At 67.5% G+C, this 20,979-nt stretch carries 18 protein-coding genes; 9 read left to right on the top strand and 9 right to left on the bottom strand.

Translation table 11 applies throughout. The annotated features are described in order from the left end of the window. Nucleotides 1-207 (bottom strand): DUF3126 family protein, encoded by a 207-nt coding sequence (locus IM632_RS10140; protein ID WP_293515377.1) that lies wholly within the window; start codon nucleotides 205-207, stop codon nucleotides 1-3. Nucleotides 208-269: 62 nt separating this feature from the next. Then, nucleotides 270-1,100: a serine O-acetyltransferase gene (cysE, locus tag IM632_RS10135; RefSeq protein ID WP_296481760.1), complete on the bottom strand. Its 831-nt coding sequence runs from the start codon at nucleotides 1,098-1,100 to the stop codon at nucleotides 270-272. Between the two features lie 116 nt (nucleotides 1,101-1,216). Between cysE and IM632_RS10130 the strand changes: the two genes are divergently transcribed. Then, nucleotides 1,217-1,840: a nitroreductase gene (locus tag IM632_RS10130; RefSeq protein ID WP_296481766.1), complete on the top strand. Its 624-nt coding sequence runs from the start codon at nucleotides 1,217-1,219 to the stop codon at nucleotides 1,838-1,840. 9 nt (nucleotides 1,841-1,849) lie between these two features. On the opposite strand, the gene queF is transcribed toward IM632_RS10130, so the two are convergent. The 3 genes from queF to cysD are packed head-to-tail and all read right to left on the bottom strand — an operon-like array spanning nucleotide 1,850 to nucleotide 5,181. Beyond that, complete coding sequence (gene queF, locus IM632_RS10125) at nucleotides 1,850-2,305, bottom strand: preQ(1) synthase (protein WP_296481768.1); 456 nt, start codon at nucleotides 2,303-2,305, stop codon at nucleotides 1,850-1,852. A 51-nt stretch (nucleotides 2,306-2,356) separates the two neighbouring features. Continuing rightward, on the bottom strand, nucleotides 2,357-4,261 hold the full coding sequence (cysN, locus tag IM632_RS10120) for a sulfate adenylyltransferase subunit CysN (RefSeq protein ID WP_296498017.1): 1,905 nt from the start codon (nucleotides 4,259-4,261) through the stop codon (nucleotides 2,357-2,359). Continuing rightward, nucleotides 4,261-5,181 carry a sulfate adenylyltransferase subunit CysD gene (gene cysD, locus IM632_RS10115; protein ID WP_296482373.1) on the bottom strand — a complete coding sequence of 307 codons (921 nt, stop codon included), beginning with the start codon at nucleotides 5,179-5,181 and terminating at the stop codon, nucleotides 4,261-4,263. The genes cysN and cysD overlap by 1 nt, the downstream gene beginning before the upstream one ends. A 193-nt stretch (nucleotides 5,182-5,374) precedes the next feature. Here cysD and IM632_RS10110 point away from each other — a divergent pair, with 193 nt between their 5' ends. The 4 genes from IM632_RS10110 to IM632_RS10095 all read left to right on the top strand — a co-directional run bounded on the left by IM632_RS10110 (nucleotide 5,375) and on the right by IM632_RS10095 (nucleotide 10,306). Continuing rightward, complete coding sequence (locus IM632_RS10110) at nucleotides 5,375-6,178, top strand: SDR family oxidoreductase (RefSeq protein WP_293515365.1); 804 nt, start codon at nucleotides 5,375-5,377, stop codon at nucleotides 6,176-6,178. A 220-nt stretch (nucleotides 6,179-6,398) separates the two neighbouring features. After that, nucleotides 6,399-7,094 carry a TorF family putative porin gene (locus IM632_RS10105; RefSeq protein WP_296482378.1) on the top strand — a complete coding sequence of 232 codons (696 nt, stop codon included), beginning with the start codon at nucleotides 6,399-6,401 and terminating at the stop codon, nucleotides 7,092-7,094. 232 nt (nucleotides 7,095-7,326) lie between these two features. Then, complete coding sequence (locus IM632_RS10100) at nucleotides 7,327-9,252, top strand: nucleoside-diphosphate sugar epimerase/dehydratase (protein ID WP_296498019.1); 1,926 nt, start codon at nucleotides 7,327-7,329, stop codon at nucleotides 9,250-9,252. A gap of 37 nt (nucleotides 9,253-9,289) precedes the next feature. Beyond that, nucleotides 9,290-10,306 (top strand): NAD-dependent epimerase/dehydratase family protein, encoded by a 1,017-nt coding sequence (locus tag IM632_RS10095; protein WP_296480566.1) that lies wholly within the window; start codon nucleotides 9,290-9,292, stop codon nucleotides 10,304-10,306. 21 nt (nucleotides 10,307-10,327) lie between these two features. On the opposite strand, the gene IM632_RS10090 is transcribed toward IM632_RS10095, so the two are convergent. From IM632_RS10090 to IM632_RS10080, 3 genes are all read right to left on the bottom strand, one after another. Next, nucleotides 10,328-12,169, bottom strand: a complete 1,842-nt coding sequence (locus IM632_RS10090; protein ID WP_296552299.1) for a phosphoenolpyruvate carboxykinase (GTP) — start codon at nucleotides 12,167-12,169, stop codon at nucleotides 10,328-10,330. Between the two features lie 129 nt (nucleotides 12,170-12,298). Then, entirely contained in the window at nucleotides 12,299-14,452 is a 2,154-nt protein-coding gene (locus IM632_RS10085; protein ID WP_296480572.1) for an AGE family epimerase/isomerase, read from the bottom strand. Between the two features lie 10 nt (nucleotides 14,453-14,462). Continuing rightward, nucleotides 14,463-15,233, bottom strand: a complete 771-nt coding sequence (locus IM632_RS10080) for a competence/damage-inducible protein A (protein WP_296498014.1) — start codon at nucleotides 15,231-15,233, stop codon at nucleotides 14,463-14,465. Between the two features lie 62 nt (nucleotides 15,234-15,295). On the opposite strand from IM632_RS10080, the gene sfsA reads away from it, so the two are divergent. Further along, nucleotides 15,296-15,997 carry a DNA/RNA nuclease SfsA gene (gene sfsA, locus IM632_RS10075; protein WP_296483865.1) on the top strand — a complete coding sequence of 234 codons (702 nt, stop codon included), beginning with the start codon at nucleotides 15,296-15,298 and terminating at the stop codon, nucleotides 15,995-15,997. Here the strand turns inward: sfsA and IM632_RS10070 are convergent. Next, the gene (locus IM632_RS10070) at nucleotides 15,994-16,782 is read right to left on the bottom strand and encodes a carbon-nitrogen hydrolase family protein (RefSeq protein ID WP_296483863.1); all 789 of its coding nucleotides are present in this window, start codon (nucleotides 16,780-16,782) and stop codon (nucleotides 15,994-15,996) included. The genes sfsA and IM632_RS10070 overlap by 4 nt on opposite strands. 133 nt (nucleotides 16,783-16,915) lie before the next feature. On the opposite strand from IM632_RS10070, the gene map reads away from it, so the two are divergent. The 3 genes from map to IM632_RS10055 form a co-directional block, all read left to right on the top strand. Next, nucleotides 16,916-17,740 carry a type I methionyl aminopeptidase gene (map, locus tag IM632_RS10065; protein WP_296483860.1) on the top strand — a complete coding sequence of 275 codons (825 nt, stop codon included), beginning with the start codon at nucleotides 16,916-16,918 and terminating at the stop codon, nucleotides 17,738-17,740. Nucleotides 17,741-17,823: 83 nt separating this feature from the next. Continuing rightward, a complete protein-coding gene (locus IM632_RS10060; protein ID WP_296483857.1) occupies nucleotides 17,824-18,702 on the top strand; it encodes an ABC transporter ATP-binding protein in 879 nt (292 codons plus the stop codon). A gap of 9 nt (nucleotides 18,703-18,711) precedes the next feature. Next, nucleotides 18,712-20,979, top strand: a 2,268-nt coding sequence (locus tag IM632_RS10055; RefSeq protein WP_366817543.1) for an ABC transporter permease subunit, incomplete at its 3' end; no start/stop codon positions are given.

The raw sequence follows: 20,979 nt of genomic DNA, 5'->3' as shown, positions 1-20,979 counted from the left end.
TCAGGGCAGGTCTTCGGAGAGGATGGCCATCTCGAACATGAAGGAGCCGGCCTCGTCCTCATCCTCAAAGACGACGCCGATGAACTCCTCACCGACATAGACCTCGGCGGAGTCCTTCTGCCGCGGACGCGGCACGACATTGATCCGCGCGTTGGCGAAGGTGCCGCGAAGGTGACCTTCGATCTTGCGGAGGGTGCGTTCGTCCAAGGGTCTGCTCCGTCGATGTGCTGGCGTCCCGGGATCGGCGATCCCGGCGGCTGATCCGCGGATCAGATGACGTAGTCGTAGACCACATCCGCAAGGGTGTGGTCCATGCTGCGCGCTGGCTCCTCCCCGGTCGGGCAGTTCACGAGTCTCGCCGGCACGCCGGCGGCGGTGCAGTGCGCCGGCACCGGCTTCAGGACGACGGAGCCGGAGGCGATCTTCGCATAGTCGCCGATCTGGATGTTCCCCAGCACCTTGGCGCCGGCGCCCAGCAAGACGCCGCGGCCGATCTTGGGGTGCCGGTCGCCGCGTTCGGCGCCCGTGCCGCCCAGGGTGACTCCCTGCAGCAGGGAGACGTCGTCCCCGATCACCGCCGTCTCGCCGATGACGATCCCCGTGCCGTGGTCAATGAAGACCCCGGACCCGATCCTCGTGGCTGGGTGGATGTCGACCTGGAAGATCTCGCTCATCCGGCTCTGGAGGTAGAAGGCCATGGTCTCGCGGCCCTGGCCCCATAGCCAGTGGGCGATGCGCTGGGTCTGGAGGGCCTGGAAGCCCTTGAAGAAGAGAAAGGGTTGGACGTAGCCCTTGCAGGCCGGGTCACGCTCGTACACCGCCTTGAGGTCCGACTCGGCGGTCACTACGAGTTCCGGCGAAGCGCGGTAGGCCTGGATCGCCAGCTCGCGCAGACTCATCGCCCGTAGCTCCTGGTCACCCAGCTTGTGGGCCAGCTGGTAGGACAGGGCGTCGCCAAGGTTGTCGCTGCTCAGAATGACGGCGTTGACCAGCGAGGCCAGCGCGGGCTCGGTCCTGGCCGTGTGCTCAGCCTCGTTCCGCAGGGCTGCCCAGACGGGCGGCGCGGCGCGCGGATCGATCACCTCAAGTGTCTTGGTCATCCGGTAACTCCCCCGCTGACGGGCGCAGCCTACCATAGGGCGGCTTCTCTGCGAATCCCCTGCTTGCGCCGCCTCTCCCGGCGTCTATGTGAGACCGGAGTTCAGAGAGGCTAGACATGACGCGCAGGTCCCGGACCGCCCTTCCCCCCGCTCCTTCCTTCGGCGAGCCTGTCCCGCAGGCGGAAGCCCCGGAAGTCCTGGACTTCCTGTCCCGCAGGCGTTCGGCCTCCGCCCTGACCCTCGGCGGTCCGGGGCCCTCGTCCGCCGAAATCGCAGCCCTCATTCAATTGGCGTCCCGGGTCCCGGACCATGGGAAGCTTGCCCCTTGGAGGTTTGTCGTGCTGACGGGAGCCGACAAGGCCACCTTCGCCGACCGCCTCGAGGCCGTTGCACGCTCGCGAGGTGATGACCGGGCCGTAGCCAAGCTGGGCAAGCTGCGGACACCGCCTGCCTGCATCGCCGTGATCTCCCGCCCGCGCGAGGCGGAGATCCGGGAATGGGAACAGATCCTGTCGGCGGGCGCCGTCTGCACCACCCTGCTCTACGCCGCCACCGCCATGGGGTACGGCGCCAACTGGATCACCGACTGGTACGCTTACGACTCCGAGGCCTGCGCCATACTCGGCCTGACCGGAGCGGAAAGGGTGGCGGGGTTCATCCTGATCGGCGAGCCGGGGGAGCCGCCCCGCGAGCGCGAGCGGCCGTCCCCCGAGGTCCTGACCACGACTTGGACGGGCTGACCCGAGGCGCTATCCCCGGCCGCGATAGGGCGCGACGCCCTGATCGGGCAGCCAGAGGCCCTCCGGCGGCGCCCCGGTCTGCCAGAAGACGTCGATCGGGATCCCGCCGCGAGGGTACCAGTAGCCGCCGATCCGCAGCCAGAGCGGCTCTGCAACCTCCACCAGGCGGCGCCCGATGGTCAAGGTGCAGTCCTCGTGAAAGGCACCATAATTCCTGAAAGATGCCAGGAACAACTTCAAGGACTTCGACTCCACCAGCCAGTCGCCAGGAGCGTAGTCGATCACCAGAGTGGCGAAATCAGGCTGTCCGGTCACCGGACACAGGGAGGTGAACTCCGGCGCCGTAAACCGGGCCAGGTAGGTCTGTCCCTTCTGGGGGTTCGGGACGCGTTCAAGGACGGCGGCCTCAGGGCTGTCAAACCCAGCCACCACCCGTCCAAGTTGGGTGACCTCAATCTCGCTCATAGACGCCGATTACTCCCCGGGTTCCGCCGCTGCAAGCACAGGGCGCGCCCTTCAGATGGTGTAGTCGGGCTCGCCCTCCAGCCAGGCGGTGATCGTTTCGGCGGCGTCCGGGGCGGAAATCCGGGTGGTGTCGATGCGGATGTCCGGCGACTCCGGCGCCTCGTAGGGGCTGTCGATGCCGGTGAAGTTCTTGAGTTCGCCCGCCCGCGCCTTGGCGTAGAGACCCTTCACGTCGCGCTGTTCCGCCACCTCAAGCGGGGTGTCCACGAAGACCTCGACGAAGTCGCCCTCGGGCATGAGGCTGCGGGCCAGGGCCCGCTCGGCCCGGAAGGGCGAGATGAAGGAGACGAGCACGATCAGGCCGGCGTCGGCCATGAGCCTCGCGACTTCAGCCACCCGCCGGATGTTCTCCACCCGGTCCTCGTCGGTGAAGCCCAGGTCCCGGTTCAGGCCGTGGCGGATATTGTCGCCGTCGAGCAGGTAGGTGTGCCGGCCCATGGCGTGAAGTTTCTTCTCCACCATGTTGGCGATCGTGGATTTTCCGGAGCCGGAAAGTCCTGTGAACCAGATCACCCGCCCCCGATGCCCCTTCAGGGCGGCGCGGGCGGCGCGGTCGACGTCCAGGGCCTGCCAGTGGACGTTCTGGCTGCGCCGGAGGGCGAAATGGATCATGCCGGCGCCGACGGTCCGGTTGGTGATCCGGTCGATCAGGATGAATCCGCCCAGGTCACGGCTCTCGGCATAGGGCTCGAAGGCGATGGCGGCGTCCGTGGAGATGTTGCAGACGCCGATTTCATTCAAGTCCAGTCGCTTGGCGGCCAGATGTTCAAGCGTGTTGACGTTCACCCGGTATTTCGGCTCGGTGATGGAGGCGGACACCGTCCGGGTCCCGAGCTTCAGGAGATAGGGGCGGCCGGGCAGCATGGGCGCCTCGTCCATCCAGACCAGGGTCGCCTCGAACTGGTCGGCGACGCTCACCGGAGCATCCGCCTGGGCCAGGACGTCCCCCCGGCTGATGTCGACCTCATCTTCCAGAGTCAGAGTCACGGACTGGCCGGACTGCGCCGAGTCGACCTCCGACATGCCGGCGATGACCTGGCGGATCCGGCTTTCCCGTCCGGAGGGCGCAACGCGGATGCGGTCGCCCGGGCGCACCGATCCGGCGGATATGAGTCCGGAGAAGCCCCGGAAGTCGAGGTTCGGCCTGTTGACCCACTGGACGGGCATGCGGAAAGGCCGCTCGGCGGCGTCATCGCCCACCGGCACGGTCTCCAGCCAGGACAGGAGGGTGGGGCCCGCGTACCAGGGCGCGCCGCCTCCGGCCTCGGCCACATTGTCGCCCCGCAGAGCCGACATCGGGATGGCCTCGAATTCGGTCAGGCCGATCCTGGCGGCGAACTCGCGATAGTCCTGGACGATGCCGTCGAAGACCTCCTGCGACCAGTCGACCAGGTCCATCTTGTTGACCGCGAGGATGACGTGACGGATCCCCAGAAGTCGGACGAGGTAGGAGTGACGGCGGGTCTGGGTCAGAACCCCCCGGCGGGCGTCGATCAGGATGACCGCCGCGTCCGCCGTGGACGCCCCCGTGACCATGTTGCGGGTGTACTGCTCATGGCCCGGGGTGTCGGCGACGATGAACTTGCGCCGGTCCGTGGAAAAGAATCGGTAGGCCACATCGATGGTGATGCCCTGCTCCCGCTCGGCCGCGAGGCCATCGACGAGGAGGGCGAAGTCGATCTCGCCGCCCTGGGTGCCGACACGCCGGGAATCCGCCTCGAGGGCCGCAAGCTGGTCCTCGAAGATCATCTTGGAGTCGTAGAGCAGCCGCCCGATCAGGGTCGACTTTCCGTCATCCACCGAGCCGCAGGTCAGGAACCGCAGAAGGCTCTTGGTCTCATGCGCCTTCAGGTAGGCGTCGATGTCGGTGGCGATGAGATCGGACTGGTGAGCCATCAGAAGTAGCCTTCCTGCTTCTTCTTCTCCATCGAAGCGGCCTGGTCGTGGTCGATCACCCGTCCCTGGCGCTCGCTGGTGGTGGTCAGCAGCATTTCCTGGATGATCGCCGGCAGGGTCGCGGCCGTGCTCTCCACAGCGCCTGTCAGGGGGTAGCAGCCGAGTGTACGGAACCGCACGGACTTCATCTGAGGCGCCTCCCCCGGATGCAGGGGCATACGGTCGTCATCCACCATGATGAGCGTTCCGTCGCGCTCGACCACCGGACGGACGTCCGAGAAGTAGAGGGGGACGATCGGAATGTCCTTCAGGTGGATGTATTGCCAGATGTCGAGCTCGGTCCAGTTGGAGATCGGGAAGACCCGGATCGACTCCCCGGGGTTCTTCCGCGTGTTGTACATCCGCCAGAGCTCGGGCCTCTGGTTCTTGGGGTCCCACCTGTGCTGGGCGGAACGAAAGGAAAAGATCCGCTCCTTCGCCCGGCTCTTCTCCTCATCCCGCCGAGCGCCGCCGAAGGCCGCGTCAAAGCCATGCAGGTCCAGGGCCTGCTTCAGTCCTTCCGTCTTCCAGAGGTCGGTATGCAGAGCCGATCCATGGTCGAAGGGATTGATCCCCTTCTCCAGGGCTTCAGGGTTCCTGTGCACGATCAGGTCGAAGCCGAGCTCCTTGGCCATCCGCTCACGCATCTCGTACATCGCCCGGAACTTCCACGTAGTGTCCACATGCAGGAGAGGAAACGGCGGCTTGGAGGGCCAGAAGGCCTTGGCCGCAAGGTGGAGCATGACCGCCGAGTCCTTGCCGACGGAGTACAACATGACCGGACGCGCGGCCTCCGCCACCACCTCACGCAGAATGTGGATAGCCTCAGCCTCCAGTCGCTGCAGGTGGGTCAGGGCGGCTCCTTGGGCCTTCGCAGTCATTCCTGTGCCTCTTGAAGCGCCCCGGGGGCGACCTGTCGCCATATAGAGCAAAGCGGGACGGGAAACCTGCTGATCGCCTTACGGCGGGTCCAATTCTTCTGGCGCCCCGCGAAGAAATCCTTAGCGCACTTCCCCCTCTTTCACCGGGGCTGTGTTCCGCCTATGGCTTCTCTTTAGCGGAGGAGACATCGCCATGAGCCAGCAGGATTTCGAGAATTTCGTGGTCGTCGTCACCGGCGCCTCTACCGGGCTGGGGCGGGCGATCGCCGTGGAGACCGCCCGTCGGGGCGCATCGGACGTCGTGATCAACTTCGCGCGCAGCGCCGAGGAAGCCGAGCAGACCGCCGACCTCGTTCGCGCCGAGGGGGCCCGCGCGTTCCTTGTGCAGGGCGATGTCTCCCGGGACGGGGACTGCAAGGCCATCGCCTCCGCCGCCAGCGGCCTTGGGCGGATCGACGCCCTCTTCAACAACGCCGGCGTCACCAAGTTCGCTCAGAACCATGCCGACCTCGACGCCGTCTCCGCCGAGGACTTCCTGAACCTTTACGCGGTGAACGTCGTGGGGGCCTTCCAGATGATCCGCGCGGCCCGCAGCCTCCTGGAGGCCGCGCCGCAGCCGGGCGCCGTGGTGAACACCTCATCGATCGCGGGGGTGGCCGGTATTGGCTCCTCCGTGCCCTACGCGGCGTCCAAGGGCGCCATGAACACCCTGACTCTGTCCCTCGCTCGGGCGCTGGCGCCGAAAATCCGGGTGAACGCCATTTGTCCCGGGTTCATCGACACCCCCTGGTTCGGCAAGGGTATGTCGGAGGAGCGGGTGGCTCGACTTAGGGAGGGCTCCGCAGCCTCGACCCCGCTGAAGGTCGCCTCCACCGCCGACGATGTAGCCGCCGCCGCAGCCTTCCTGGCTTCCCGGCAGTCGCGGCACGTCACCGGGGAGACCCTGCTCGTGGACGCCGGCTCGCACCTCGGATTCGCTCCCTTGAGCATGCGCTGAGCCCGGTTCATCCGACGTTAATCCCGAACAGGGTCTAATTGGTCGTGATTTCGCCGGTGAGACGCCCGGAAAAATGGCGCCCAAAGGCAACGACGCCTGTTTTTTAGTCACTCCGACCGGGCGGGTCCCGGCGTGGGGCCGGGATTCTGGCGGCGTGAAGCTCCGGGGGGGATGGTCCGAAGGATAGGGTCACGCCTGATAAACAAGGGGATTGCAAAACATGACTTCATTCAAGCTTGCGGCTTTCGCCGCGACCGCCGCCCTCGCCATCGGCACGGCGGCCCAAGCCCAGGATGCGCCTTCCGTGTCCTTCAACGTCGGAGTCGCCTCCGACTACATGTTCCGGGGCTACAGCCAGACGGACAGCAAGCCGCAGGTCTATGGGGGCGCGGACCTTGGGATCGGCATCTTCTACGCGGGAACCTGGCTCTCGAACGTGGACTTCGGCGACAGCACCAGCATGGAGTATGACCTGTACGCCGGCTTCAAGCCGACCCTCGGCCCGGTGGCCCTGGATATCGGCATCTTCCGCTACGGCTACACCAACCAGGAAGACGGCGCGAACCTCGACTATTGGGAAGGCAAGCTTGGGGCCTCTGTGGCCGCTGGCAAGGGTACGGTTGGCGCCGCCGTCTTCCATACCACTGACAACTTCGGGCAGACCGGCCAGGCAACCTATGTCGAGCTGAATGGCTCAATGCCGGTGTCGGAGAAGTTCTCCGTGTCGGGCGCGGTCGGTCACCAGGCCCTTGACGGCGACGGTGACTACGAGACCTGGAATCTGGGCCTTGGCTACGCCATCAACGACACCTTCGGTCTTGATGTCCGCTATTGGGACACCAACGTGAAGAAGGCGGATGACCCGTCGAAGCTGACCTCGGGCCGCATCGTTGTCGGCCTCAAGTCGGCTTTCTGACACGGCGCCCGCGCCACAACTCACAGGGAAAGCCGTCAGCCGAGAGGCTGGCGGCTTTTCTTTTTTGGTAAATCGGCGTCTATGCCAAAAGTCGTTAATCTTGCTGTGCGACTGAATGCGCGACTCGGAGACGGAACTCTTCGGGGCAAACGTTTAGAAGCGGAATCACCTTCGCTGCAGCCGACCCATGGGTGTTTGGCCGTCGCAAGTAAGGAGCTGTTGCGTGGAGCATATGGCCAACCGGGCCCGCAGTCTTCTGGCCGATTCCGCTATAGCGTCGGTCGCCCTGCTCGCCGCCTTCCTGCTGACGGCGGGCCGATCGGTCGACCTCTCGCCTGCGTCCCTGGGCGGAGTCGCGCTGCAGGCCTTGACCTACGGACTGGTCGCCGCGGCCTATACCGGCCTCTTCCGGCGCGAACTGTCCCCCTGGCGTTATGTATCGACCCCAGACGCCCTGGTCCTCGCCAGGATCGCGATCCTCACAGCTGCAAGCTTTCTCCTGCTCCAGTTCGCCGCCGACCGGGCGCACGGCCTGAGTCGGGCCATGCTGGCCCTGGCGCCGATCTTTCAGATGGTCGGGGCCATCAGCGCCCGCATGCTTCGCCGGGCGGCGCATGAGCGGGCGCTCGACAGCTTTGCGCCCCTCAAATCCTTCAGCGATCGCCCGCCCCAGGCGCCCGAGCTGCTGCTCATCGGCCCGACGACCGCTGCAGAGACCTACCTGCGCGAGACGGGCCGCCGGCGCGACAACACCTGGACCCCGGTGGGCATCATCGCCCCGGACTCCAAGGAGGTCGGCCAGCAGGTCCGCGGCGTCTGCATCATCGAGTCCATCGAGCGGCTTGACGTCGCCCTCGCTGACCTGCGCCGGTGGAATCAATATCCCCGCGCCATCCTCTTCCTCGATGAGCCCGCCCGGCTCAGGGGCCTGACCGCGGCCCAGCTCGGACGCCTCAAGAACGATGGCGTTCGCCTGTTGCGCCTGCCCTCCATCGTCGACCTTTCGCATGAGGATGGGCTGGCCCTCCTGCCCATGCGCGACATCAGCGTCGAGGAGCTCCTGCCTCGCGACCCGATCGAGCTGGACCGCGTAGCCCTGCGCTCCCTGGTCTCCGGCCGGCGGATTCTGATCACCGGGGCCGGCGGGTCCATCGGCGCCGAGCTGAGCCGCCAGGTCGCGGCCCTCGACGCGGGTCACGTCACTCTTCTCGACTTTTCCGAGACCGCCCTGTTCGAGATCGACCGGGAACTGGGCGAGACCTTCCCGGCCCTGTCCCGCACCGCGGCGCTGGTGGACGTGCGCAATGCTGACCGGGTCACCGACTGCTTCCTCGGTGAGCGTCCTGACCTCGTCTTCCACGCCGCCGCCCTCAAGCATGTCTCGATGGTGGAGCGTCACCCCGTCGAGGGCGTGCTGACCAATGTCCTGGGGACCTGGAATGTCGCCGAGGCCGCGGGTATCGCCGGCGCGGCTCAGATGGTGCTCATCTCCACCGACAAGGCGGTCGATCCCTCCAACGTGATGGGCGCCACCAAGAGGCTCGCCGAGGCCGTGATCCAGGGCCAGCAGGAAGGCTCCAGGACCCGTTTCTCGGCCGTTCGGTTTGGCAACGTGCTCGGTTCGGCAGGGTCTGTCGTGCCGATCTTCCGGTCGCAGATCGACCGGGGCGGCCCGGTCACCGTGACCCACCCGGACATGGCCCGCTACTTCATGACAATCCCGGAGGCCACCCAGCTGGTCCTTCATGCGACAGCAACCTGCGCCGAAGATCTGAACCCCGACCGGGCCCGCCTCTTCCTGCTGGAGATGGGCGAGCCCGTGAAGATCATGGACCTGGCCCGGCAGATGATCGCCCTGTCCGGCCGCACGCCGGGCAAGGACATCGAGATCGAGATCACCGGGCTCAGGCCCGGCGAGAAGCTGAGCGAGGAACTGCTCGACGGCATGGAGAACTCCGTGCCCTGCGCGCCGAAGGTGCTGGAGGTCGTCTCGCCCACCGCCATGGGCGTGGCCCCGGCCCACCTGCGTCGCCTCGAGGCCATAGCCGCCCGCGGCGACACCGACGAGATCCGCCGCGCCCTCTTTGACCTGGTCGCCCAGATCCGGGGTGAAAAGGCCGCCGGCGCACCGGCCCTGCGGGTGGTTTCCAACCGTTGATGGGGGCGGGTCGGCGGGGCTATTCAGGGGTCGTGTCATGATCCTTGTGACGGGATCCGCCGGCTTCATCGGCTACCACGTCGCGCAGGCCCTGCTGGATCGCGGGGAGAGCGTCGTCGGGGTCGATTGCATCAGCCCCTACTACGATCCCAACCTGAAACTGGCGCGCCTCGCCCGCCTCGAGGCCCGGTCCGGCTACCAGCACCACCGGATCGACCTGGCCGACCGGGACGCCGCCGCGTCGGTCTTCGGGTCCGTGCGACCCCTGGGCGTTGTGCACCTGGCCGCACAACCCGGCGTCCGCTACTCGCTTGAGCATCCCGAAGCCTACGTCGATTCAAATCTGGTCGGTTTTCTCAGCGTGCTGGAAGGCTGCCGGGCGACTTCGCCCGGCCATCTGGTCTTCGCCTCCACCAGTTCGGCCTACGGGGCCAATGCGACCCTGCCCTTCTCGCCCCACCAGCCGGCCAACCACCCCCTGACCCTCTATGCGGCAACCAAGTTGGCCAATGAGTCCATGGCCCACGCCTACGCCCACCTGTTCGGGATCCCCTGCACAGGCCTGCGCTTCTTCACGGTCTATGGTCCGTGGACCCGCCCCGACATGGCCCTCTACCGCTTTGCAGACGCCATCGTCGCCGGGCGCCCGGTTGACGTCTTCGGCCAGGGCCGGATGCAGCGCGACTTCACCTATGTGGATGACATTGTCAGTGGGGTGATCGCCGCCCTGGACCGCCCGGCCGCCCCGGATCCGGAGTGGCGCGCAGAGACGCCCGATCCCGCCACCAGCGGGGTGGCGCCCTGGCGCATTCTCAACATCGGCGCAGGGACCCGGGTCGAATTGATGACCTATATCGAGGTCCTGGCGGAGGCCATCGGCCGGCCCGCGAAGCTGAACCTCCTGCCCCTGCAGCCCGGGGACCTCGTGCGCACCGAGGCGGACATCGCCGACACCACTGCCGCCCTCGGTTACGCCCCGACCACGCCGGTGGAGGTCGGGGTTCGGCGGTTCGCCGACTGGTACTGCGAGTATCACGGCGTCGCCCGGGACTGAGCCCGAGCGTCCGACCCGGGCCTATTCGGCCACCATCTCCGCGGCGTGAGCGGCCTGGAGCCGGCCCTCGAGCGCCTTGTGCTGGCGCCACAGTTCCTGAGGCAGCCGCTCGCCAAAAGCCTCGTAGGCAGGAGGAATGAGGGCCGCCTCCTCCGCCCAGACCGTCGCATCGACGGTCAGCAGGAGGTCGAGGTCAGCCGCTGACAGGCTGAGTCCGGACAGGTCCAGGGACCCTGCCGTGGGCACCCGGCCGATGGGGGTTTCCTGCGCCGGGGCGCGGCCCGCCAGTCGCTCGACGATCCACTTCAGGACCCGGGAGTTGTCGCCGAAGCCCGGCCAGACGTAACGGCCGGTCGAGTCCTTGCGGAACCAGTTCACGAAGTAGATGCGCGGAAGCTTGGCGGCGTCGCCCTTCTCGCCGATCGACAGCCAGTGCCGGAAGTAGTCGCCCATGTTGTAGCCGCAGAAGGGCAGCATGGCGAAGGGATCGCGGCGCAGCTCCCCGATCCGGTTCTCCGCCGCCGCCGTCCCCTCGGAGGCCACGTTGGACGCCAGGAAGACGCCATGGGCCCAGTCGAAGGCCTCGGTCACCAGTGGCACGGCGCTGGCCCGGCGTCCGCCGAACAGGATGGCCGAGATCGGCACGCCCTTCGGGTCCTCCCACTCGGGGGCGATCACCGGGCACTGGCTGGCCGGAACCGTGAAGCGGGCGTTGGGGTGGGCGGCGGGCTCGCCCGACCCCGGCGTCCAGGGCCGGCCCTTCCAGTCGGTCAGGTTGGCCGGGGGCGTCTTGGTCAGGCCCTCCCACCAAACGTCGCCGTCATCGGTAAGGGCGACATTCGTAAAGACGCAGTTGGCGTGAAGGGAAGCGACCGCATTGCGGTTGGTCTCGTTACCGGTTCCGGGCGCCACGCCGAAGAAACCGGCCTCGGGATTGATCGCGTAGAGCCGGCCGTCATCGCCGAAACGCATCCAGCAGATATCATCGCCCACCGTCTCGGCCTTCCACCCGGCCAGGGTCGGCTGGAGCATGGCCATATTGGTCTTGCCGCAGGCGCTGGGGAAGGCGGCGGCGATGTAGCGCACCTCGTTCTGGGGCGAGGTCAGCTTGAGGATCAGCATGTGCTCAGCGAGCCAGCCCTCGTCCCGGGCCATGACCGAGGCGATGCGCAGGGCGAAGCACTTCTTGCCCAAAAGGGCGTTGCCGCCATAGCCCGACCCGTAGGACCAGATCTCCCGGGTCTCGGGATAATGGACGATGTATTTCTCGGGATTGCAGGGCCAGGGAACGTCCGCCTGACCGGCCGCAAGGGGTGCGCCCAGGGTGTGGACGGCGGGGACGAAGAAGCCGTCCTCCCCCAGTTGCTCGAGGGCCGCCGAGCCCATGCGGGTCATCACCCGCATCGAGATGGCGACATAGGCGCTGTCGGTGATCTCGACCCCGATCTGGCTGATCTTCGAACCCAGCGGCCCCATGCTGAAGGGGCATACGTACATCGTCCGGCCGCTCATGCAGCCGTCGAAAAGGCCAGCCATTTTCTCCCGCATCGCCACGGGATCGGACCAGTTGTTGGTCGGACCGGCGTCGATCTGTTTCTCGGAGCAGATGAAGGTGCGGCTCTCAACCCTGGCGACATCGCCCGGATCCGAGGCGGCATAGAAGGAATTGGGACGCTTGGCCGGGTTCAGGCGCTTCAGCGTCCCTTTGGCCTCCAGCTCGCGGGTCAGAGCGTCCCACTCCGCATCCGATCCGTCGCACCAGTGGACCCGGTCCGGCCGCGTCAGGGCCGCGATCTGCTCGACCCAGGCGATCAGTCGGGCGTGCCGGGTGGGTGCGGGGTGAATGCCGGGGGTCGCAGTCATCAGTTCAACTTCTCCGAGCCGTGGCGGCGGTTGGGGGAGTCGGTCGGGGACGCGGGACTCGCGCCCTCGTAATCAACCTTCCGTGAAAAGGCGAGCGCAGGAACCGGCATGCCGTCCAAAAAACGTCACTTAAGCGGAATGGGCTGGGGATTGTTCCTCAAGCTGCCGGATGGCGCCTACGATATGGTAGAGCGAGGTGGCTGGCGCACCCCCTGCAGCGAATCCTCCCGTCGGCCCCTGGCGATCGCGCCACAGTCCCCGCACGGGCGTTTCGAGATACCGCCGCAGCCCCGATGCGGCCTGGAGGGCTTCTTCCGTCTCTCCGAGAGCGAGGGACGACTTCAGGTATTCCGTCTGCGGCCACAGCCGCGCCCAGCCGTCCCGGACCGTCAGGTCCTCCCACAGGGCGTTGACGGCGCAGGCCCGGCGAGGGTCCACCCCCTGCCGGCCGGTCTCATGCAGGGCCCGGGCCGCCAGCTGGCCATCCGCTCGGCCTCGGGCCCTGCCCCAGCGGTCCAGCAGCCAGGCCCACTCGAACTGGTGGCCAGGTTCGACCAGGCGGCCGTCATCACCCCCGGCCCGCCGCCAGTCGGCGTCGAAGAATTCCGACAGGACTCCGCGGTGGTCGATGAAGGCGCCGAGGGCCAGCTCCGCAATCTCGTCGGACAGGTCCCGCCAGTCCGCCTGCCCGGCCTCCTCCCACGCCAGGGAGGCCTCCAGAAGGTGCATATGCGCATTCGCCTGGAACGGTTGATCTCCCGACTCCCGGAAGCCGCCGGCCGGGTGCCTCAGGGCCTCGAGGCCCTCACGCATGCGTTGGGCCAGGGCCAGGGCCTCTGCGTCCGACTCTCCGGCCTGGCTCAGGCTCGCCAGCCCGAGCAGGGCGAAGGCCTGGTCATAGACATGCGGAGTGTCGTCCAGAGGGCGTCCGTCCAGTCCCACTAGGCAGCGGATCAGGCCGTCCGGTCTCAGGAAATCGCGGGTCAGGCCGTTCAGGCCGTGCCGGACCGCCTCCCGCCAGGGTCCGCTCCAGCCCATCATCCCGGCCTGGGCGAAGCTGAAGATCATCCGCCCCTGCACCCGGCCGCGCCGGGGCGCCGGCTGGGGCAGGCCCTCCTGGTCGATAGCCTCCACAAAGCCGCCCCGTTCGCGGTCGGCGCCGAGGGTCCACCAGACCGGAAGGGCGGCGGTCCTCAGCCAGAGGCCGAACCAGGCGGCGGCCGAAGAAAGGTCCGGAAAACCGGCGGGCCCCCGCGCCTGCAGCCGCTCCACGCCCCTCTTCACCGCCTGGCTGTCCGCCAGGGGCGCCACCAGGACCCGGGCGCCGTCGACCACCACGGCGACGCCCGACAGGCCCACCACCACCGCTTCTGCGCCTCCGTCAGCGCGGATGTAAGAGCCGGTCACCCCTTCGACTTCGACGCGGCCCTCCTGCCGGTTACCCGCCCCGTCCCGGTCCGAAAGCGCATGGACGACGTCCCAGGCGCCGACGTCCGACCAGGAAAAGTCCGCCGGGGCGACCATGGCGCGGCTGGTCTTCTCCATGACGGCATAGTCGATCGAGATCTTCGGAGCCGTGCGGAACACTTCGCCCAGCAGACGCCCGTCCGCCGGTCCCGACGCCGTTTCGACGGCGGCCTCGGCGGCCTCGAGAACCTCCGGCGCCAGGCGGCCGAGTTCGTAGACCAACGTCGTGGCCGGAACGATGAAGTTGCCGCTGTTCCAGAGACACCCCTCGGAGATCAGGGCGGCGGCGCGGGCCGCATCCGGCTTCTCGATGAAGGCGTCAACCACACGGACGGTCTCGCCCCGGCCCGGGCGGATGTAACCATAGGCGGTGGAGGGAAAGGTCGGCGCAATTCCCAGGGTGACGATGCGACCGGCCCGCGAGAAGGGCGCTGCGCCGGTCACCGAGTCTCGAAAGGCCGCCGCATCGGGCACATGATGGTCGGCGGCCAGCACCACCATCACCGCTTCCTCGTCCCTCCGGAGCAGGTGGATGGCCGCCGCAGCCATGGCGGGCGCCGAGTCCCGGGGTTCCGGCTCCAGCAGGACATCTGCGGACAGACCCAACCCGGCCAGCTGCTCGCGGATCAGCCCGCCATGGTCGGCGCCTGCGATCACCAGCAGGGGGCCCAGGGGCGCCGCCCTCTGCGCCGTTTCCTGGAACAGGGTCAGGGACCCGCCGAGGACCCGCGCGAACGGCTTCGGACGCTCCGGCCGGGACAGGGGCCAAAGGCGCACCCCCGATCCGCCGCACATGATGACGGGGTAAAGGCTCACCGGTCGCGGCTCAGGCGGGCTCGACCTCGCGGACATTCTCGATGCCCGCGGCCCGGAGGGCGGCGATCAGCTCGCCGACAGTGGCGGAGAGCTCGGCCGCGTCGCGGCTCCTCAGGACCAGGTTCGATCCGTAGAGCCCTTCGGTGAAGAACGGATAGCTGCCCAGGCTGAGGCTCGGGTGGGCCTTGGCCACCGCTTCCAGGGGTCCGGCGATGGCGCCCTCGCCGGAGCCTTCAACCCTGACGGTCCGGGACAGGACCACAGCGCCGGACCGCAGGCGCGGCCCCACATCCTCCAGCATGCCGCGCATGATCTGGGGAACCCCGGCAAGGACAAAGACATTGCCGATGGTGAAGCCGGGCGGCCCCTGCACCGGATTGTTCACCAGCGACCCGCCCACCGGCACCCGGGCCATGCGCCGCCGCGCGGCGTTCATCTGATCGCCCCACCGGGACTGCATCATGGCCAGAATGTCCGGATGCTCCTCCAGCTCGACCCCGAAGGCCGCCGCCACCGCATCGGCCGTGATGTCGTCATGGGTCGGGCCAATGCCGCCGGTGGTGATCACATAGTCATATCGCGCGCGCAGGGCGTTCAGGGCGTCGACGATCTCGTCCAGCACGTCCGGCACGGTCCGCGCCTCGCACAGGTCCACGCCATACACGCCGAGGTAGCGCGCAATGTCCCGCAGGTTGGTGTCCTGGGTGCGGCCGGACAGGATCTCGTCCCCGATGATCAGCACCGCCGCCGTCACCACGCCGTCTCCGCCCGGGCTGCCCATGTCGCATCTCCGTTTCCGGCGAACATCTATCGGCTTGGGCCCGCCTTGCCTATACCCGCCTCATGGACTTCCCCGCCCCCCTGGTCCCGGCCACCTTCGTGCGCCGCTACAAGCGCTTCTTCGCCGACGTCGTCCTGGCGGACGGGACGGAACTCACCGCCCACTGCCCGAACCCGGGGGCCATGCTGGGGCTCAACACCCCCGGCCTGCCGGCCTGGCTGTCGGTGTCGGACAACCCTAAGCGCAAGCTCTCCCACACCCTGGAGCTCCTGGAGGCCGACGGCGGCCTTGTGGGCATCAACACCCTCCTGCCCAACCGCCTGGTCGCCGAGGCCCTTGAGGCCGGGACGATCCCGGAGCTGGCCGGCTACGCCTCGGTCCGCCGCGAGGTGAAGTACGGTAAGGCCAGCCGGGTGGACTTCCTGCTGGAGGACCCGGTGCGGGGCCGCTGCTGGCTGGAAGTCAAGAACGTCCACCTGATGCGCACGCCCGGCCTCGCCGAGTTTCCCGACTGCGTCGCCGCCCGCTCCACTCGCCACCTCGAGGAACTGGCCGACCAGGTCACGGCGGGGGACCGGGCCGTGGCCCTGTTCGTCGTCCAGCGCACGGATTGCGAAGCCTTCAGCGCCTGCGCCGACCTCGATCCCGCCTTCGCCCGGGGGCTGGAGGCGGCTGCGGAGGCGGGGGTGGAGGTCATGGCCTGGGCCTGCGAGGTTCATCCAGGAGAGGTCACGATCCGTCGTGCCCTCCCCTGGCGCCCCTAACCCCCCGTGACCTCGCGGCTTGTCACCGGGATCAGGTCGATCCGGGCCTGGTCGAGCACCCAGTCTGAAACCCGGGCGAGGTCGAGCGCGGCCTCTCCGACCTGGACGGCCCCGGTATCCAGTTCCGCCAGGACATCGCCCTCGGGAGACAGGATAATGGAAGGACAGGTCTGATCTGGGGCGGCGTTGTTGGCGCCGATGATGAATCTCTGGGTCTCGGCGGCGCGGCTGATCAGATGACTTCGCCAAAGGTCCGGGCCCCGTTCGCTTCCGATCGCATTATTCACATAGGCAAAGACCTGTGCGCCCTTATCGGCCAGCACCCGCCACTGCTCCGGATAGCGGATTTCGCGGCACATCTGGACGCCCAGCCTCACCGAAGCACCGCCGATGGCGATGTCAAAGACCGGCAGGCGGTCCCCCGGCGTGAAGACGCCGCGCTCGCTGATGGCGAGATTGACCTTGTCGTACCGGAAGGTCTCGCCCCGGGGTCCGAAATAGAGACTGGAGTTCCTCCATTCGCCGTCGAGGTGGAGACAGGCCCCGATCACCAGATGCACCCCCGCCTTGCGGACAGCGTCCGCCACGATCGCCAGGGACTCCGTCACCGCCTCAGATCGGACCGACTCTAAAAAGTCCCGCGTGGGCGCATAGCCGGACAAGGCGCCTTCAGGGCCAACAGCGAGGGTTTCGGGCGCGAGGCGCTCAAGGGCGCGCAGGACCGCGTCGCGATTGGCGCGGACGTCCAGGCTGATCGGGATCTGAATGGCGGCCGCCTTGATCATCCGGTCTCGGCTCCATCGGGTTCGCCGCCGCCCGCCACGTCTGCTGAAGCGGACCGACTGGGCCGCGAGGCGCGGGGTGCGCCGGATTGTCGCCGCATCGCAACGCCGCTGCAATCGTGTTAGACTCAATGCCATGAACCAGAGCGATATCGCCCAGCTTGAGCACAAGACCGGGGAAATCCGGCTTCACGGCCCTGAGGGTTTCGAAGGCATGCGCCGCGCCGGCCGCCTGGCCGCCGAGTGCCTGGACATGCTCACCCCCCATGTGCAGCCGGGGGTAGTGACCGAAGATCTGGACCGCCTTGCGCGGGAGTTCATCCTCGACCATGGCGGCCTGCCCGCCTGTCTGGGCTATCGCGGCTATCGCCACACCCTCTGCATTTCGGTGAACCACGTCGTCTGCCACGGCATCCCTTCCGAGCGCACCCTCAGGGAAGGCGACATCGCCAACATCGACGTCACCGTCGTCGTCGACGGCTGGCACGGAGATACCTCGCGCATGTACGGGGTCGGCAAGGTGCCCGCCCGGGCCCGGCGCCTGGTCGAGGTGACCTATGAGGCCCTGCAGAGGGGCATTGACGCGGTCCGCCCCGGGGCGACCACGGGGGATATCGGCGCGGCCATCCAGGCCTGGGTGGAGTCTCAGCGCTGTTCAGTCGTGCGGGACTTCTGCGGCCACGGGCTGGGCAAGGTCTTCCACGACGCGCCCAACATCCTGCACTATGGCCAGAAGGGAACCGGAGTGGCCCTGAGGCCGGGTATGTTCTTCACCATCGAGCCCATGGTGAACCTCGGGAAGTGGCAGGTGAAGATCCTCGCCGACGGCTGGACGGCGGTGACCCGGGACAAATCGCTTTCGGCCCAATGCGAGCATTCCATCGGGGTGACCGAGACGGGCTGTGAGATCTTCACCTCCTCGCCTGCGGGCCTTTACCAGCCGGCCATTCAGGCCGACTAGGTCGGGCCCGGGGCTGACTTTTCTTTAACTTGCACCCATCGCCGCACTCGGGCGACCTCAGCCGCAAGACTGAGGAGCCGTCGATGCTTTCCATCCGTAACCTGACCCATGTCTATCCGGGCGGAACCCGGGCCCTTGATGATGTCTGCCTGGAGATTCCGGCTGGCATGTTCGGCCTGCTCGGACCGAACGGGGCGGGCAAGTCGACCCTGATGCGCTGTATCGCCGCCCTCCAGACCCCGACATCCGGGGCCATCGACTTCGATGGTATCGACGTGCTGGCCGAGCCGTCGCGCCTCCGCCGGACCCTCGGCTACCTGCCGCAGGACTTCGGGGTCTATCCCCGGGTCTCCGCCCTGGACCTCCTGGACCACCTCGCGGTGCTCAAGGGCCTGACGAACAAGGCGGAACGACGGGAAACCGTCGAGGCCCTGCTCAACCAGGTCAATCTCTGGGCCGTCCGAAAGAAGGCCGTCGCCGGTTTCTCCGGCGGCATGCGCCAGAGGTTCGGCATCGCCCAGGCCCTGATCGGCCAGCCCCACCTCATCATCGTGGACGAGCCCACGGCCGGGCTCGATCCGGAAGAGCGCAACCGCTTCCTCAACCTCCTCGCCGAGATCGGCGAGAAGGTGGTGGTGATCCTGTCGACCCATATCGTCGAGGACGTCGCCGACCTTTGTCCCCGTATGGCTGTCATGGCGGGAGGCCGCCTGCTGCGCGAGGGCTCGCCGTCCAGTCTGGTGAAGGAGCTTGAGGGGCGGGTCTGGAAGAAGGTGGTGGACAAGGCTGACCTGCCCGGACTGACCGAGATCGCCCCGGTCATCTCCACCCGGCTCTCCGCGGGCCGGACCGTGGTCCACCTTCTGTCGGAGTCTGCACCGGGCCCGGGTTTCGACGTCATCGAGGGCGACCTTGAGGACGTCTATTTCGCCGCCCTGCACGCCGCCCGCAAGTCGGTCTAGGAGCACGACATGTTCGGCAAGATCGCCGCCTTCGAGCTCCGCTACCAGATCCGTCAGCCCGTCTTCTGGGTGGCGACGGCCTTCTTCTTCCTGATCGTCTTCGGCTCGATGACCGTCGACAACATCCAGATCGGCGGAGGTGGAGGCGGCGTCCACAAGAACGCGCCCACGGCCATCGCCATGACTCACCTGGTCATGTCGATCTTCTTCATCTTCGTGACCGCGGCCCTGGTGGCCAACGTCATCGTCCGGGACGACGAGACCGGCTTCGGACCCCTGATCCGGTCCACAAGGATCACCCGTCTGGACTATCTTTTTGGAAGGTTTACGGGCGCCTTCGCGGCCGCCTGCCTGGTCTTCCTGGCGGTCCCCCTGGGGATCTTCATCGGCAGTCTGGCGCCGTGGGTCGACCCGGAGACGCTCGGACCCAACCGGCTGGGCGTCTACGCCTATGCCTATGGGGCCCTGGCCCTGCCCTCCATCTTCCTGACCTCGGCCCTGTTCTTCGCCCTGGCCACGACGACCCGTTCGATGATGGCCACCTATATCGGCGCCACGGCCCTGCTGATCCTCTGGGTCATCATGGGGACCCTGGCCGACCAGCAGGAGATGCGGGAGATCGCCGCCTGGCTGGATCCCTTCGGCGGCATCGCCCTGGGCGAGGCCATCCGCTACTACACCACCTTCGAGGCCAACTCCCGGCTGCCCGATCTGAGCGGAACCCTCCTCGCCAACCGTCTGATCTGGATCGCAGCGGGGCTGGCCGCCCTCGCTTTCGCCTGCCTGCTTTTCCGGTTCGAGACCCGGAAGAGCGGGCGGAAGCCCTCGCAGGAGCCCGATGCGGAACCGTCGTCGGGCCGGATCCTTGGCCGGACCCCGGCTGCGCCGCAGCAGGGTCTGTCGACCCCATGGGTTCAGGCCGCGCACCGGGCGCGCCTCGAGGCCGTTCAGATTCTGCGCAGCCCTGCCTTCGGCATCCTGTTGGTGCTCGGCCTTTTCAATGCCTCCGGTGGGATCCTCTTCGGGCTGGAGCAGAACGGATCCGTTTTCCTGCCCACCACCATCCGCATGATCGAGATGCTGCAGGGCGCCTTCGGCTTCGTGGTCGTGCTGGTGGCGATCTACTATGCCGGCGACCTGGTCTGGCGGGATCGAGAGCAGCGCTTCGCCGATATTGTGGACTCCACCTCCGCCCCGGACTGGACCTTCATGGTCCCCAAGGTCCTCGGACTGGTGATGGTGCTCGGCGTCATGGTGCTGATCAGCACCCTTGCCGCTGCGGCCGCGCAGGTCCTTCTTGGCTTCCCGCATCCGGACTGGGGACAGTACCTCGGCGGGTACGCGCTGCCGACCCTGGTCGACTGGTCCCTCATCGCTGTCCTGGCCATCTTCCTTCAGGCCTTGGCGCCCAACAAGTTCGTCGGCTGGGCGCTCATGGTGACCTACCTGGTCCTCCAGCTCAGCCTCGGGACCGCCGGGTTTGAGCACAACCTCTACAGATATGGTGGCGACCCGGGCGTGCCCCTGTCGGACATGAACGGCCAGGGCGACTATGCCGGCTTCGCCGCCTGGTTCCGCGCCTACTGGACGGCCTTCGCCATCTTCCTGCTGATCCTGACCCAGGGCCTCTGGGCGCGCGGGGCGCGGGACGGGACCCGGGCCCGGCTCGCCCGCCTGGGCCGGCGCCTGAGGGGCCCGACGGGCCTGGCCGCCGCCGGCGCCCTTGTCGTCTTCGCCGGCCTGGGAAGCTTCATCTTCGTCAACACCAACGTGTGGAATTCCTACCGGACCCAGCAGGACGAAGAGCGCCTGACGGCGGATTACGAGAAGGCCTTCCTGAAATATGAGCGCCTTCCTCAGCCTTCCGTCACGGACGTGACCCTGAACCTCGACCTCGACCCCCATGCGCCGCGGCTGAGGGTCACGGGCGCCTATGATCTGGTGAACGACACCGGCGAACCCCTCTCGCAGGTCCATGTCCGGTTTGAGGACCCCGACCTGAAGGTCGAACGGCTGACCCTGTCGCTGCCCGCCCGGACGGAGACCTTCGAGCAGTTCAACTGCAGGAGCCTGCACCTCGCCAGCGCTCTGGGCCCCGGCCATACCGCCCGCCTGGAGTTTGCAACCGTCCTGGCGCAGAAGGGGTTCAGGAACGCCCGGAACACGACCCGCCTTGTCGACAACGGGACCTTCGTCTCCAACTCCGAGTTCGCGCCGATCCTCGGCATGTCGCGAAACGGCCTGCTCCAGGATCGGACCACACGCCGCAAGTACGGG

Origin of the sequence: Phenylobacterium sp., assembly GCF_020402505.1 — a bacterium.
Taxonomy (GTDB): Bacteria; Pseudomonadota; Alphaproteobacteria; order Caulobacterales; family Caulobacteraceae; genus Phenylobacterium.
This window is presented reverse-complemented; position numbering and strand designations above follow the sequence as displayed.

What these genes read in the sequence shown, in the direction of transcription:
- cysE (WP_296481760.1), bottom strand. Translation starts at nt 1,100, where the DNA reads ATGACCAAGACACTTGAGGTGATCGATCCGCGCGCCGCGCCGCCCGTC.
- IM632_RS10130 (WP_296481766.1), top strand. Translation starts at nt 1,217, where the DNA reads ATGACGCGCAGGTCCCGGACCGCCCTTCCCCCCGCTCCTTCCTTCGGC.
- queF (WP_296481768.1), bottom strand. Translation starts at nt 2,305, where the DNA reads ATGAGCGAGATTGAGGTCACCCAACTTGGACGGGTGGTGGCTGGGTTT.
- cysN (WP_296498017.1), bottom strand. Translation starts at nt 4,261, where the DNA reads ATGGCTCACCAGTCCGATCTCATCGCCACCGACATCGACGCCTACCTG.
- cysD (WP_296482373.1), bottom strand. Translation starts at nt 5,181, where the DNA reads ATGACTGCGAAGGCCCAAGGAGCCGCCCTGACCCACCTGCAGCGACTG.
- IM632_RS10110 (WP_293515365.1), top strand. Translation starts at nt 5,375, where the DNA reads ATGAGCCAGCAGGATTTCGAGAATTTCGTGGTCGTCGTCACCGGCGCC.
- IM632_RS10105 (WP_296482378.1), top strand. Translation starts at nt 6,399, where the DNA reads ATGACTTCATTCAAGCTTGCGGCTTTCGCCGCGACCGCCGCCCTCGCC.
- IM632_RS10100 (WP_296498019.1), top strand. Translation starts at nt 7,327, where the DNA reads ATGGCCAACCGGGCCCGCAGTCTTCTGGCCGATTCCGCTATAGCGTCG.
- IM632_RS10095 (WP_296480566.1), top strand. Translation starts at nt 9,290, where the DNA reads ATGATCCTTGTGACGGGATCCGCCGGCTTCATCGGCTACCACGTCGCG.
- IM632_RS10090 (WP_296552299.1), bottom strand. Translation starts at nt 12,169, where the DNA reads ATGACTGCGACCCCCGGCATTCACCCCGCACCCACCCGGCACGCCCGA.
- IM632_RS10080 (WP_296498014.1), bottom strand. Translation starts at nt 15,233, where the DNA reads ATGGGCAGCCCGGGCGGAGACGGCGTGGTGACGGCGGCGGTGCTGATC.
- sfsA (WP_296483865.1), top strand. Translation starts at nt 15,296, where the DNA reads ATGGACTTCCCCGCCCCCCTGGTCCCGGCCACCTTCGTGCGCCGCTAC.
- IM632_RS10070 (WP_296483863.1), bottom strand. Translation starts at nt 16,782, where the DNA reads ATGATCAAGGCGGCCGCCATTCAGATCCCGATCAGCCTGGACGTCCGC.
- map (WP_296483860.1), top strand. Translation starts at nt 16,916, where the DNA reads ATGAACCAGAGCGATATCGCCCAGCTTGAGCACAAGACCGGGGAAATC.
- IM632_RS10060 (WP_296483857.1), top strand. Translation starts at nt 17,824, where the DNA reads ATGCTTTCCATCCGTAACCTGACCCATGTCTATCCGGGCGGAACCCGG.